This is a genomic window from Streptomyces sp. NPDC058239, assembly GCF_042882185.1.
In the GTDB taxonomy this organism is placed as follows: domain Bacteria; phylum Actinomycetota; class Actinomycetes; order Streptomycetales; family Streptomycetaceae; genus Streptomyces.
Window position 1 is genome coordinate 76527 of record NZ_JBHVWS010000041.1, and the last position, 12829, is coordinate 89355.

The window sequence follows — 12829 nt, forward strand, 5'->3', positions numbered from 1 at the left end:
GATCGACGTGGTGCAGGTGATCCGTCCCGTCTCATCGGTACCGACCGCGCCTGCTGATTGAGAACATCCGCTCAAGTGACCGCCGCTGCCGCCCGTGGCGGCGCCTACGGCGGAAGACAGGTCGACGTCCTCCACCGGCAGCTGAGGCCCGGTTCCGGCAGGGGGAAGGCTCCACGCAGCGAAACCCGCACACTGCAACCCGGGACAACAGCCGTGCCCTGGTGGCTCGGTCCACCCTGCCCCCGGTCACGCGCCGGGTTGGGACAGGTTTCCCGAATGGTTCGTTTCTCCGCCGCCACTTGTTTGAACAAGTTGGGAAATGCTGGCCGCTGCACTCTTTACGGCCCACGGATTTTCCGGGAGACATGCTCTTCATGAATGCCATCGACCGCAGACGGTTCATGCAACTTGCGGGCGGCACCGCTGCTCTGTCCGCTCTGTCCACCAGCATCGCTCGCGCGGCGGAGATCCCCGCGCACCGCAGGACGGGCTCCATCAAGGACGTCGAGCACATCGTCGTCCTGATGCAGGAGAACCGTTCCTTCGACCACTACCTCGGCGCGCTGCGCGGCGTTCGGGGCTTCGGGGACCCGCGCCCGGTGACGCTGCCGAGCGGCAAGCCGGTATGGCACCAGTCGGACGGCACCAAGGAGATCCTGCCCTTCCACCCGGACGCCAAGGACCTCGGCCTGGCCTTCCTGGAGGACCTGCCGCACGGCTGGAACGACACCCAGGCCGCCTTCAACAAGGGCAAGTACGACAAGTGGATCCCGGCCAAGTCCGCCACGACGATGGCGCACCTGACCCGTGAGGACATACCGTTCCACTACGCGCTCGCCGACGCCTTCACGGTCTGCGACGCCTACCACTGCTCGTTCATGGGCTCCACCGACCCGAACCGCTACTACATGTGGTCGGGTTACACCGGCAACGACGGCAAGGGCGGCGGCCCGGTCCTCGGCAACGACGAGGCGGGCTACGCCTGGACCACGTACCCGGAGCGACTGGAGAACGCCGACGTCTCCTGGAAGATCTACCAGGACATCGGCGACGGCCTGGACGCGGACGGCGGCTGGGGCTGGATCGGGGACGCCTACCGAGGCAACTACGGCGACAACTCGCTGCTGTACTTCGACCAGTACCGCAACGCCAAGCCCGGCGACCCGCTGTACGACAAGGCCCGCACCGGCACCGACGCACGCAAGGGCGAGGGCTTCTTCGACATCCTCCGTGCCGACGTGAAGGCCGGCAAGCTGCCCGAGGTCTCGTGGATCGTCGCGCCCGAGGCCTTCACCGAGCACCCGAACTGGCCCGCCAACTACGGTGCCTGGTACATCTCGCAGGTTCTGGACGCGCTCACCTCCAACCCCGATGTGTGGAGCAAGACAGCGCTGTTCATCACCTACGACGAGAACGACGGCTTCTTCGACCACGTCGTGCCGCCCTTCCCGGCCGGCTCGGCCGCACAGGGCAAGTCCACCGTCGACGTCAGCGGCGACCTGTACGCGGGCGACAGCGGCCGCCCGGCGGGGGCGTACGGCCTGGGTCAGCGCGTTCCGATGTTCGTGGTGTCGCCGTGGAGCAAGGGCGGCTACGTCTGCTCCCAGACCTTCGACCACACGTCGATCATCCAGTTCATGGAGCGCCGCTTCGGCGTGACGGAGCCCAACATCTCCCCCTGGCGCCGTGCCGTCTGCGGCGACTTGACCACGGCATTCGACTTCCGGCACAAGGACAGCCGCACGCCGCACCTGCCCGACACCACCGGCTACCTGCCGCCGGACGGTGACCGGCACCCCGACTACGCGCCGACGCCGCCGGCCAAGGGCGCCCTGCCCCGCCAGGAGCACGGCCTGCGCCCCGCCCGGCCCATCCCGTACGACCTCGCGGCCGATGGCAAGGTCGGCGCCGCGGGCTCGCTGCGGATCGACTTCGCCTCCCACGGCAAGGCCGGCGCCGGCTTCCTGGTCACCTCCGCGACGGACGCCTCCGGCCCTTGGACGTACACCGTCGGTTCGGGGCACTCGCTGTCCGGCGTCTGGAACGTCTCCGCGAACTCCCTCGGCGCCTACGACTTCACCGTCCACGGTCCCAACGGCTTCCTGCGCCAGTTCGCCGGCAAGGTCACCGCCGCAGGCCCCGAGGTCGGCGCCCGCCACGACAGCAAGGACGGAGCCGTGCGCCTCGTCCTGACCAACGACGGCCACAGCACGGTCACGCTCACGATCAAGGACGAGTACGGCAAGCACAAGCCGGCCACCTACCGGCTGCGCCCCGGCGCCCACGTGGTGCACTCGGCCAGGACCGAGCGCACCCATGGCTGGTACGACCTGACCGTGACCGCCGACCACGACGGCACCTTCGTGCGCCGCCTGGCCGCCCATGTGGAGAGCGGCCACGCGAGCACCAGCGACCCGGCCTTCTCCGCCCGCTGACCCCGCTCGCCCGCCGCGGCCCGGTACCACCGGACCGCGGCCGACGCCGCTCCACGAGCCGTTCCCTCAGGGGGCGACGTGCCGGTCCGTCTCCGCGCGGCGCTCACCCGGCACTCCATTCGGAGTCGGGCCACGCGTACTCGTCGAAGCCGGCCGGGAGCTTCCCGCACGGGGCGTAGACACTGACGGCAAGCGTCCCGGTGGGCTCGTACCAGTCCACATCAACGATGTCGTCGGTGTCCGGGTACTCGAAGCGGAACCCCGGGCCTTCTTGCGGGCCCGCTCCCACGTCTTGCCGTAGGCCGCTGCATCGACGTATCCGTCAGCCGCATTGCGGAACACTCGCCCATCGGGCGCCACGCCGAAACGATCGACGTGATCTCGCAACGTGCGCACGAACGACGGCGGTTTCGGCACGGGACGCGCCGCCTTGACGGCTCGCCGCTTCAAGGAGTGCACTTCGTGGACCGAGCCATCGTTCGTCCACCCCTTGCCTGCCGTGACGACACCTCCATTCAGGTTGAGCATGCCCCAGCCGGTGCGGTCTCGTCCTTTGCGGTGAAGTCCCCTTCGAACACCAGAGGACCGAGGTCCACGTGGCATTGGATCTCTTCCTTCACTTCGCGGATCGCAGAGTCCGGTCCGTGTTCGCCGATCGGTGACATCCTCCACTACTCGGTGATACCGTGTAGTGGTACTCGGTAGCACGCAGTACCGATAGGACTGAGGGGGACTTGCGATGGACGACCTGACAGAGATGCTGAAGGGCACGCTCGAAGGGTGCGTGCTGGAAATCATCGGCAGCGAGGAAACCTACGGGTACGCCATCACCCGTCAGCTGAACGAGCTCGGCTTCGCCGACGTCGTCGAGGGGACGGTGTACACCATCTTGCTGCGACTGGAGAGGAACGGACTCGTCCAGGTGACGAAACGACCATCCGGGGTCGGTCCGCCGCGCAAGTTCTACGCGCTCAACGACACCGGACGCGAGGAACTCGCGAAGTTCTGGGCGAAATGGCAGTACGTCTCATCACGCATCGACAGGCTCAAGGAGGGCGGGAGATGAACTTCTGGGAGACCATCACAGGCAGCGATCTCACCAGGGAATGGAAGGCGTTCGAAGCCCGGGCCGAGGCCCTGCCAGACGAGTACCGGGCGGCGTGGGAACAGATCAAGGGCCACCTCTCTCCCTATGCGGGCTTCACCGGCCGCAACCTGATGCCGATCCTCGACGCCGCCCTGGGGCTGCTCGAAGAAACAGCGGCGGACGGGCAGAGCGTCCATGAGGTGCTCGGCGACGACATCCGAGGCTTTTGCGCAGCGCTGGCCGGTGGAGAAGGGGCTCGAACCTATCGCGACCGGTGGCGCGAACAGTTGAACAGGAACGTCGCAAGGAAATTGAGCCGGCTGGGAGGCTGACGTGGGCATCCAGGACATCATCGAGGGCAAGAAGCAGTGGCGGGCGCACATGGACCGGGTCAAGGCGCTCCCGCCGGACTACCGGATCGTCTACAAGGAGATTCAGAGGTACCTGTTCAAAGTCGGACCGATCGACCTGCCTGACGGGCCCCTGCTCCCCGGGATCGTCGACTTCTTCGAGGAGGGCGTCGTCGCGGGCAAGGGGGTCTTGCAACTCATCGGCAAGGACGTCGCCGCGTTCTGCGACGACCTGGTCAAGGACTCACGCACCTATGCGGACATCTATCAGGAGTCCATCAGTGGGGAACCCGGCAGGGCTGAGAAGTAACACCCGTCGCCTCATACCAGTGGGCGTAGCCCGCACGCGCGGTTCATCGCTTCGGCGCAGCGCGGGCAGGCGCGGTTCATCGCTTCGGCGCAGCGCGGGCAGGCGCGGGTCGACCGGCCACCAGACGCCGCCGCAGATCCTGTCCACCGAGGTGGTCGAGCAGGACGGCAAGACCTGGCACAGCCCTGCCAACGCCGGCAACGCCCTCGGCAAGCAGGTCTCCGGCGGCGGGTCGCTCGACACTGCTCCCCAGGACGACGCGACTGACGCGTAGTCAGGGACAGCCACTCAATCCGAGTTCCGAATCAGCTTCCACTCCCCCTGTGTCTTCAGCCTTCGAAAGGAAGTCACCATGCCTTTATCTGTCATGCCCACATCCAAAAAGGGTGACGGTCACCCGTTGCCGACCGCCGTCTCCGCCGTCGGGCTACGCAAGTCGTACGGCGAAAAGCTCGTCCTCGACGGTATCGATCTGCACATTCCGGCCGGCTCTGTGTTCGCGCTGCTCGGCCCGAACGGCGCCGGCAAGACCACCGTCGTCAAGATCCTGTCCACGCTCATCACCGCCGACGGCGGGCAGGCCCAGGTCGCGGGCCACGACGTCGCCACATCACCGGACGGGGTGCGTGCCGCGATCGGCGTCACTGGGCAGTTCTCCGCAGTGGACGGCCTGATCACCGGCGAGGAGAACATGCTCCTCATGGCGGACCTGCAGCACCTGTCCAAGCCCGAGGGCCGGCGCACCGCGGCCGAACTCCTTGAGCGGTTCGACCTGGTGGAGGCGGCGAAGAAGCCCGCCTCCACCTACTCCGGGGGCATGAAGCGCCGCCTCGACCTCGCCATGACGCTGGTCGGCAGCCCGCGGATCATCTTCCTCGACGAGCCGACCACCGGCCTCGACCCCCGCAGCCGCCACAACATGTGGCAAATCATCCGCGAGCTGGTCTCCGACGGCGTCACCGTCTTCCTCACCACCCAGCACCTGGAAGAGGCCGACGAACTCGCCGACCGCATCGCAGTCCTCAACGACGGCAAGATCGCCGCCGAAGGGAGCGCCGACGAACTGAAGCGGCTCATCCCGGGCGGGCACGTGCGGCTGCGGTTCACCGACCCGGCGGCGTACCAGTCCGCGGCCGTCGCCCTGCGGGAGGTCACCCGCGACGACGAGGCACTCGCGCTCCAGATTCCCAGCGACGGCAGCCAGCGCGAACTGCGCTCGCTCCTCGACTGGCTGGAGTCGACCGGCATCGAGGCGGACGAGCTGACCATGCACACCCCCGACCTGGACGACGTCTTCTTCGCCCTGACCGGCGGCACCAACGTCCCCGACCAGCCCAAGGAGACCGTCCGATGAGCGCCCTCTCCCTCGCCGTCCGCGACTCGAACACGATGCTGCGCCGCAACCTGCTGCACGCGTGGCGCTACCCGTCCGGGACCCTGAACCTGCTGCTCACGCCGATCATGATGCTGCTGCTCTTCGTCTACATCTTCGGCGACGTGATGAGCGCGGGCATCGGCGGAGGCGGCGCCGACCGCTCCGACTACATCGCCTACATCGTCCCGGGCATCCTGCTGATGACCATCGGCAGCACCGTGATCGGGCCCGCGGTGTACGTCTCCATGGATATGGCCGAGGGCCTCATCGCCCGCTTCCGCACGATGGCGGTCTACCGCGGCTCGGTGATCATCGGACACGTGGTCGGCAGCGTGCTGCAGTGCATCGCCAGCGTGGTCCTCGTGGGCGCCGTCGGCGTGGCCATCGGTTTCCGCTCCACGGACGCCACGGCCCTGGAGTGGCTGGCGGCGTTCGGGCTGCTCGCGCTGTTCGCCCTGGCACTCACCTGGATTGCGGTCGGGATGGGCATGGCCAGCCCGAACCCCGAGGCGGCCAGCAACATGGCCATGCCGCTGATCCTCCTCCCGCTCATCTCCAGCGCTTTCATCCCGGCCGACACGATGCCGGGCTGGTTCCAGCCGATCGCCGAGTACCAGCCGTTCACCCCGGCCATCGAGACCCTGCGCGGACTCCTCCTGGGCACCGAGATCGGCAACAACGGTTGGATCGCCCTCGCCTGGTGCGTCGGCCTGTCCGTGCTCGGCTACCGCTGGTCGATGGCGTTGTTCGACCGCGACCCGAAGTAACCGGAATGCACGCGCGGGTCGCCTCCCGCAACTCCCTCCGCCCGGGGCGGTCTGCTCCGACATCTCGTCGGCGTACGCCGCCCCGTCCGGGTGGAGCTCCATACCCCTGTGCCCAGCCGGCGGCGGGGATGACCACCGTGTCCTTCGGCGGGCCGGCTCCGGCGCGTTCCCGCCTCACCGCACTGAGTCACATCGATTCGCAGTCGGCCGGCCGCGGTGAGCACCGGGTCTGGCAGGGACCAGTCCGAGGACAGGGCAGGGCCCGGTCCGGGTGCCCCTTACCTCAGGAGCCGGATGCCGGGGTTCGCGGGCTGGAGCCCGCCCAACGAGGACGCCGTCGGCGTCCAGCTCGACGCCTTCGCAGCCCAAGCGCGCGGCAGTACCCTCCTGACCTGGGTGATCTGGGGCGGCAACACGGCCGACCGTCCCGACTGGGCACTCCACGCATCCCCATACACCCCCGCCTTCGCATTGCAGGCCCTGACCTTCGAACTCACCGAAGGTCAAGGACGCCGCCGCATCCCCTCCATCACAAGACGCACAGCCCCACCACCCACACAGCGGCCCGTCCCAGCACCGCCCGCCGGCCCTCACCGCACACTCCGACCAACCCGCGGTGACCACCGCAGCGCACAGTCCAGCGTGGACAGCGACACCGGCACCCAGGGGCCGTCCGGGCACCACAGCGGAGACAAATATGTCCATCGCTCTGAAGTTCTGGCCACAGCTCGAACGTGCTGGCCGTGACGTGCGGGGTGCCTCCTCCCTGCTGGGCGACCGGATGAGTCGCCGGTCGCCAATCGCCGTCGGTACCACCGACGCTACGAGCGTCATACCCCCGCACCCCCGCGTTGACGGCCCTCTGAGCGATCAATGCCAAGCCTCGGCGCGTCCTTGACGTCCCGCGCCACAGTGGCCCCGCCACACTGTCCCTGGACAGCCCCCGCACCCCTGCACCGCGAGGTTTCCCATGGCGTACGGTCTTGCCCGCCGAGAGCTGCGGCCGAGAGTTCCGCTGCAGCACGGGGAGGGCAACAAGCACCACCTGACCAGCATCGAGGGGCTCGCCGCACTGTCCTTGGACGCGCTGAGCTCGGTCGCGTACGGACCCGAGGCGATCGTGCTCGTCCTGATCGCTGCCGGGACCGGGGCGCTGACCGCCACGCTGCCGGTGACGCTGGTCATCGCCGCTCTGCTTGCAGTACTTGTGGTCTCGTACGGCCAGGTGATCGCTGTGCACCCGGACGGCGGTGGCGCCTACGCAGTGGCGAAGAAGGACCTCGGCCCCAGGACGAGTCTGCTCGCAGCGGCCAGCCTCGTCGTCGACTACGTGCTGACCGTGACCGTCAGTCTGGCCGCTGGCGCCGCGAGTCTCGCTTCCGCCTTCCCTTGGTTCGGGGAGCATCTGCTCGCCGTCTGTCTCATCGGACTCGCCCTGCTCACCGCAGTGAACCTGCAGGGAGTGGCCGAGAGTGCCCGGGTGCTCATGCTGCCCACCGTGCTGTTCATCGTGAGCATCCTCGGCATCATCATTCTGGGACTGCTGCGTGACCACCCTGCGGCCGTCGTCGGCAGTGCACAACCCGTCCATGCCACCGAAGCACTGGGGCTGTTGCTGCTTCTGAAGGCGTTCTCCTCCGGCTGCTCCGCGCTGACCGGAGTGGAGGCCATCGCCAACGGGGTACCCGCGTTCCGCCAGCCCCGTGTCAAGCGGGCGCAGCGCACCGAGCTGATGCTGGGCGCGCTGCTCGGGCTGATGCTGATCGGCCTTGCCGTGCTGATCCGCCGCGACCACGTGGCCCCGCGCGAGGGTGTGACCGTCCTCGCGCAGCTGACTGCAGGCTCGTACGGGACGGGCTGGGCGTACTACGCGACCAACCTTGTCGTCACCCTGGCCCTTCTTTTCGCCGCCAACACGAGTTTCGGCGGCCTGCCCGTCCTGATGAGCCTGCTGGCCAGGGATCACCGGCTGCCTCACCTCTTCGGGCTGCGCACGGAACGCCCGGTGTACCGCTGGGGCGTGGTGGCGCTCGCCCTGCTCGCGGCGCTGTTGCTGATCGCCGTGAACGCCGACACGCACCGGATGATCCCGCTGTTCGCGATTGGCGTGTTCATCGGCTTCACGATCAGCCAGATCGGGCTCGTACGGCACTGGGCGGGGCAGCGGCCGCCCGGCTGGCTCCGGCATGCGGTGCTCAACGGCATCGGCGCGGTACTGACCACCGTGGCACTGCTGGTCCTGCTGGCCACCAAGTTCCTCGAAGGAGCCTGGGTGGTGGTCGTCGCGGTGCCGTTGCTGATGCTGCTGTTCGCCCGCGTCCAGCGCTACTACACAGTGGTTGGCGCGGAACTCGGGCTCGGCGAGATCCCGCCGCCGGTGCGGCACACCGATTCCCTGGTCATCGTGCCGGTCGGCGAGGTCAGCAAGCTCACCCAGCATGCGCTGACGGCAGCCCGCGCCCTCGGCGATGAGGTCGTCGCGGTCGCCGTGCACGGTGATCCCGCCAAGGTCAACCGTCTGAGGGAGAGTTGGGAGCGCTGGAATCCGGGGGTACGTCTGGACATCATCGACAGCCCGCAGCGCTCGCTGGTGCAGCCCGTCGTCGAGTACGTCAAGCGGGAGGCAGAGAGGGGACGGCAGATCGCCGTTCTCATCCCCGAGGTCGAGCCGCGCCACCGCCGCTACAAGATCCTTCAGAACCAGCGCGGCATCCTGCTGGCCACCGCGCTGAGAGCACGTACCGACGTCGTCGTCTGCCTCCTCCCGTACCGGCTGAGTCTGTAAAGGGTGACGTGCTGACGGCCCCAGGCTCAGCCACTGCCTTCGCCACAGCAGCCCGTCGGTCATGGTGGCGAGGGAGAGGGCCGGAAGGAAGTTGAGCAGCGCCAGATGACGGCTGCTCCGGTGGCCAGGACGACAAAGTTGACGCCGTGGGCGCGCAGCCTCCGGGACGCAACCGTGCAGCTCAGAGCCCACCCGTCAGATCAACGGTAGGTAGTCAGCAGTGTGCTTGGTCATCCGCCGAGAGCACCGACCACCTGGCTGACGCTCTCAATGATCGCCTCACCTCCCTCTACAGCGGCCTGAAGTGCGGGGACGGCGTTCAACGCAGCCACGATCCGCTGCCCAGCGCGCATTCGTTGCTCGGGGGCTCGCTCGGTGTCCTCCAGTACCTCGACATCCTGCAGAAACCCTTCCCGCGCCTGCTCTGGGACCTCCCCCGCCAGGCCGCGCAGCTGGCGTACCAGACCAGCCAACTGATCGGGTTGGACTCCCACGTTTTGGGAAACGTTGAAGCGCTGGGCGGCGGTGCCACCGTGGACGTTCTGGATGAACGTCGGACCTACCGCAGGGGTGCTTTGGTACTCATGCACTTCCTCACCTTCTTTCCGGACATCGCACAGTTTTCGCCGCCTGATGTCGATGTCAGAGTCTGGGGCTGGCCTTCAGCGGGGGTGAGCACCGCCAGGCCGTAATCACGCAGGAAGCGGGCAGCACGCAGGACTACCGCGATGTCGAGGTGCCCACCCAGGAAGAGCGTGGTCGCGACGAACGACTGGAGCTGGATGGCGCCGCTAGGTGCGGCAAATGCCTGCGCTGCAAGCTGGTCGAGGGCGTGGTCGAACCGGGCGCCGTGGTTGGCCCGTTCGGCGCAGACCCGGTCTGCCTCGCGCAGGTCCTCGAAGGTGATTGATACGCCGATCCAAGCCAGTGTCTCCAGCATGGAGACATGCCCGCGATTCTCCAGCAGACGAGCGGCCTCCTCGGCCTGCTGGACGAGGGCGTCTTCATTGGCGAACTCACTCAGGGCTACTGGTTCACGCGTATCGCGCTGAAAATGATCAACACGCGACGGGCCGCTGCCCTCGCCACCCTGGACGACGCTCCCTTCCCGGGAAGTGCGACAGCCTCCCTGTGCCGGCTCGCCCTGGAGGCGACGGCCAGGCAGGCAGACCTGTTGTCACCTTTCCCCGCGTCTCGGGGGAACCGCGTCCGGCCACCGGCTGACCATGGAGGAGCAGGGATGACAACAAGAAGGGATCACCCGCGGGTTGTGGTCCTCCAGAGCACGTCCCGCAGCCGATCCAATCCGCCGCGGCGTCGCACCCAAAGGGACTCCCACCGCAGCTGGTATCGACAGTCTCCGGGGAGCACTGGCCACGGCCGGGGCGATTGGTGCCGTTGGCCGAAACAGCGCAGACGGACGTGGGTGGTGGATATATCTGGGGCCACTTTTCAGACTGCGCCCCTGCGCAACATTACCCTCGCCAGTTGACTTTAATCTCAGGTGCCCCAGGAACAACAACAGCGGTGAGGAAACTCCTGGCCTCCATGCGTGGCTTCGGGATGCTGCGAATCGGCACCTTCAGTCGCACGGGAGAGGGTTGCGGGGAGCCGTCGAGATCGGAATACGACATTCGATTTCGTGCGGAGTGGCGTGTTTCTCTCGGAGTGGGACACCTTCCCCGTTGATCATTATGAGCCGGCGACGGCGTTGAGGCCATCAGATCTACCTGGTCAGAGCCTTCCCCAGGCCGAGTATCGATGGTTTATCGATCTTGAGTGCGGCAGTTCTCCATACGCATGGATCACGCCAACGGCAACTGGATTCGACTGGCTGAAAATGACATGCAAATAAAATGCAAAGTTTTCCTCTGAGCATATGCCGGGTAGTGCTGGCATGTTAGATTCCGACTGGATATGGCCGAAGTTTGGACGTTAGTGACTAATTTCCGATACGACCATGACCGAACCAGCGGGGGAGCGAGCAAATTGGCCGAGCTGCGCAACATCGATTCGCGTGTTCGGGATCGGTTCTCCTCGAGTGAACAGTCCATCGGACCCACGGTCCAGGGAGGATTACCGCGCACAGCGTGGAGTTCGCCCGAGTCACAACATGGAGAAGGGGTGCACGGTGCAGAACCACGCACCTGGGCCCAGGAGGCTGAAAGAGCTTCACTTCTGACACCTCGGGAAATTGAGGTGTTCTTCCTGCTGGGGGCCGGCTCCTCGAATCGGTCGATTGCAACCAAGTTGGGCATCACCGAAAGAACGGTCAAGGCTCACGTTGCCCGGATAATGAACAAGGTCGGCGTTGAGTCACGACTGCAAGCGGGACTGGTCGCGTACGCCTATCAGATCACCGCGCAGGACACGACGGCCTCCGAGAGTCGTCCGTCCGGCAGCGTGCATGAATTCGGCGAACGACCAAGGAACGAAGACGAGTACGGCGAGACGCGATGTCCCGCCGGCGGGCAGGCATGCTGGGCCGATCGCGTTTCGGGAATTCGGACACGCCGTCAGAGCGAGGGAAAAACCGAACGTTCTGCAAACGAGGCCACCTCGAAAACGATGTCGAACGGGGCATAAGAGGAACATATCCGGCAAACATCACACGAGAATCGCGTCGCGCCACTACCCGACGCGTCGGTCCTCCAGTGCGTATTCAAGAATCCCTTCCAACCACCTTTTAACACGCTTTCGCAGTCGCCGTAAGTGCACCTTCGTACACCATCTCTCACTAATCTTGTACGAAAGTCCAGCTTTAACCACGGGCGTGTGATGCGTAGAAATAGGACCGATGAGGGGTGCCTTGCAGTGGTCGGGATCCGGCGGGATGTCGACCTGCTTGATTGTGCGGACCCGGCGGTGCTGTATCGATATCCAAGCGCAGCCCAGTCCGCCGGGCACGCAGGTCATGCGCGACGATCCATCTTCCGCCTGGTGACCTAAGACGTACACGCAGCGTTGAGTGCAGTCCGGAATTCGGGAACCAAGATGTCCACCACGAGTACATGGAGGAAAGATGACCGAGATCACTCCTGCCCTGGTCGCTGCAGCATACGAAGCGGTGACCTTCGGCGACCGTGAGAAGACCGCGCAGTACTGGTCTGAGGACCTGCGTTTCCTCGCACCGGGCAGCCACGCCGGCTCCGGCTGGCACGTCGGCATCGACAGCTTCCTGGCCTATGTACAGGAGATGCTGAAGGCGTCTGGAGTCTCCTGGAGCATGGAGCCGATCACGTTGCTCATCAACAACGAGGACGGCTACTCGATCGACGCCAACAAGATCCACGCTGTGCGCGAGGGAGCTCCGGAAGGCAGCACTTCGCCCTTCGACGTGCTCGACATCTCCGGCGTACAGATGCTGAAGTGGGAGAACGGCAAAGTCGTCGAGGGGTACGGCGGCATCTTCGGAGACGGCGGGACAAACTACACGCAATGGTGGTCTCCCCTCAGCGGTGACGGCGAACGCCGCTACCAGTAGGGCTTTGTCAGGTCTATGGGTGATGGACGTTCCGGTGGGTTTCCTTCCGGCATGAGGTCAGATGAACTCGCAGCGTGCCGGGGCTCCGAGGGGAACCGGAGTGCCGGTGGGAAGGGAGGCGTGCGGCCGGAATTGCTACTAAGACGTCGTTTCTTATGGGGTTGTCGCTCGTTGAATCGTGCATGAAGGATCTGGTTGAGCGGTTGGCGCCGGATGAGTTGTGGGTTCTGTTCCGG

14 protein-coding genes are annotated in these 12829 nt (G+C 66.2%); 11 read left to right on the top strand and 3 right to left on the bottom strand.

Annotated elements, in window-relative coordinates; translation table 11 throughout:
• Window positions 1-374 precede the first annotated feature (374 nt).
• On the top strand, window positions 375-2435 hold the full coding sequence (locus tag ACFVYE_RS33315; RefSeq protein WP_383975580.1) for a phosphocholine-specific phospholipase C: 2061 nt from the start codon (window positions 375-377) through the stop codon (window positions 2433-2435).
• A 103-nt stretch (window positions 2436-2538) separates the two neighbouring features.
• Here the strand turns inward: ACFVYE_RS33315 and ACFVYE_RS33320 are convergent, their stop codons facing one another.
• Window positions 2539-2724 carry a hypothetical protein gene (locus ACFVYE_RS33320; protein WP_383975583.1) on the bottom strand — a complete coding sequence of 62 codons (186 nt, stop codon included), beginning with the start codon at window positions 2722-2724 and terminating at the stop codon, window positions 2539-2541.
• Between the two features lie 450 nt (window positions 2725-3174).
• Here ACFVYE_RS33320 and ACFVYE_RS33325 point away from each other — a divergent pair, with 450 nt between their 5' ends.
• From ACFVYE_RS33325 to ACFVYE_RS33360, 8 genes are all read left to right on the top strand, one after another.
• Entirely contained in the window at window positions 3175-3501 is a 327-nt protein-coding gene (locus ACFVYE_RS33325; RefSeq protein ID WP_383975585.1) for a PadR family transcriptional regulator, read from the top strand.
• On the top strand, window positions 3498-3854 hold the full coding sequence (locus ACFVYE_RS33330; RefSeq protein ID WP_383975587.1) for a DUF1048 domain-containing protein: 357 nt from the start codon (window positions 3498-3500) through the stop codon (window positions 3852-3854). Before ACFVYE_RS33325 ends, ACFVYE_RS33330 begins: the two co-directional genes overlap by 4 nt.
• A gap of 1 nt (window position 3855) precedes the next feature.
• Entirely contained in the window at window positions 3856-4182 is a 327-nt protein-coding gene (locus ACFVYE_RS33335) for a DUF1048 domain-containing protein (protein ID WP_389608041.1), read from the top strand.
• A 19-nt stretch (window positions 4183-4201) separates the two neighbouring features.
• Window positions 4202-4456, top strand: a complete 255-nt coding sequence (locus tag ACFVYE_RS33340) for a hypothetical protein (RefSeq protein ID WP_383975592.1) — start codon at window positions 4202-4204, stop codon at window positions 4454-4456.
• Between the two features lie 93 nt (window positions 4457-4549).
• Complete coding sequence (locus tag ACFVYE_RS33345; RefSeq protein WP_389608042.1) at window positions 4550-5536, top strand: ATP-binding cassette domain-containing protein; 987 nt, start codon at window positions 4550-4552, stop codon at window positions 5534-5536.
• Window positions 5533-6324, top strand: coding sequence for an ABC transporter permease (locus ACFVYE_RS33350; RefSeq protein WP_383975597.1), 792 nt, complete (start codon window positions 5533-5535; stop codon window positions 6322-6324). Before ACFVYE_RS33345 ends, ACFVYE_RS33350 begins: the two co-directional genes overlap by 4 nt.
• Before the next feature lie 294 nt (window positions 6325-6618).
• Window positions 6619-7071, top strand: coding sequence for a DUF317 domain-containing protein (locus ACFVYE_RS33355; protein WP_383975599.1), 453 nt, complete (start codon window positions 6619-6621; stop codon window positions 7069-7071).
• 223 nt (window positions 7072-7294) lie between these two features.
• Window positions 7295-9109: an APC family permease gene (locus ACFVYE_RS33360; RefSeq protein WP_389608043.1), complete on the top strand. Its 1815-nt coding sequence runs from the start codon at window positions 7295-7297 to the stop codon at window positions 9107-9109.
• 230 nt (window positions 9110-9339) lie between these two features.
• Here ACFVYE_RS33360 and ACFVYE_RS33365 read toward each other — a convergent pair whose 3' ends face one another.
• Entirely contained in the window at window positions 9340-9699 is a 360-nt protein-coding gene (locus ACFVYE_RS33365) for a hypothetical protein (protein ID WP_383975602.1), read from the bottom strand.
• Entirely contained in the window at window positions 9669-10049 is a 381-nt protein-coding gene (locus ACFVYE_RS33370) for a hypothetical protein (protein ID WP_383975605.1), read from the bottom strand. Before ACFVYE_RS33370 ends, ACFVYE_RS33365 begins: the two co-directional genes overlap by 31 nt.
• A gap of 1184 nt (window positions 10050-11233) precedes the next feature.
• Between ACFVYE_RS33370 and ACFVYE_RS33375 the strand changes: the two genes are divergently transcribed.
• Together ACFVYE_RS33375 and ACFVYE_RS33380 are read left to right on the top strand one after the other, a co-directional pair.
• On the top strand, window positions 11234-11695 hold the full coding sequence (locus tag ACFVYE_RS33375) for a response regulator transcription factor (RefSeq protein WP_389608044.1): 462 nt from the start codon (window positions 11234-11236) through the stop codon (window positions 11693-11695).
• Window positions 11696-12131: 436 nt separating this feature from the next.
• Window positions 12132-12593 carry a nuclear transport factor 2 family protein gene (locus tag ACFVYE_RS33380; RefSeq protein ID WP_383975611.1) on the top strand — a complete coding sequence of 154 codons (462 nt, stop codon included), beginning with the start codon at window positions 12132-12134 and terminating at the stop codon, window positions 12591-12593.
• The last annotated feature ends 236 nt before the right edge of the window (window positions 12594-12829 follow it).

What these genes read in the sequence shown, in the direction of transcription:
- ACFVYE_RS33315 (WP_383975580.1), top strand. Translation starts at nt 375, where the DNA reads ATGAATGCCATCGACCGCAGACGGTTCATGCAACTTGCGGGCGGCACC.
- ACFVYE_RS33325 (WP_383975585.1), top strand. Translation starts at nt 3,175, where the DNA reads ATGGACGACCTGACAGAGATGCTGAAGGGCACGCTCGAAGGGTGCGTG.
- ACFVYE_RS33330 (WP_383975587.1), top strand. Translation starts at nt 3,498, where the DNA reads ATGAACTTCTGGGAGACCATCACAGGCAGCGATCTCACCAGGGAATGG.
- ACFVYE_RS33345 (WP_389608042.1), top strand. Translation starts at nt 4,550, where the DNA reads ATGCCCACATCCAAAAAGGGTGACGGTCACCCGTTGCCGACCGCCGTC.
- ACFVYE_RS33350 (WP_383975597.1), top strand. Translation starts at nt 5,533, where the DNA reads ATGAGCGCCCTCTCCCTCGCCGTCCGCGACTCGAACACGATGCTGCGC.
- ACFVYE_RS33355 (WP_383975599.1), top strand. Translation starts at nt 6,619, where the DNA reads ATGCCGGGGTTCGCGGGCTGGAGCCCGCCCAACGAGGACGCCGTCGGC.
- ACFVYE_RS33360 (WP_389608043.1), top strand. Translation starts at nt 7,295, where the DNA reads ATGGCGTACGGTCTTGCCCGCCGAGAGCTGCGGCCGAGAGTTCCGCTG.
- ACFVYE_RS33370 (WP_383975605.1), bottom strand. Translation starts at nt 10,049, where the DNA reads ATGCTGGAGACACTGGCTTGGATCGGCGTATCAATCACCTTCGAGGAC.
- ACFVYE_RS33380 (WP_383975611.1), top strand. Translation starts at nt 12,132, where the DNA reads ATGACCGAGATCACTCCTGCCCTGGTCGCTGCAGCATACGAAGCGGTG.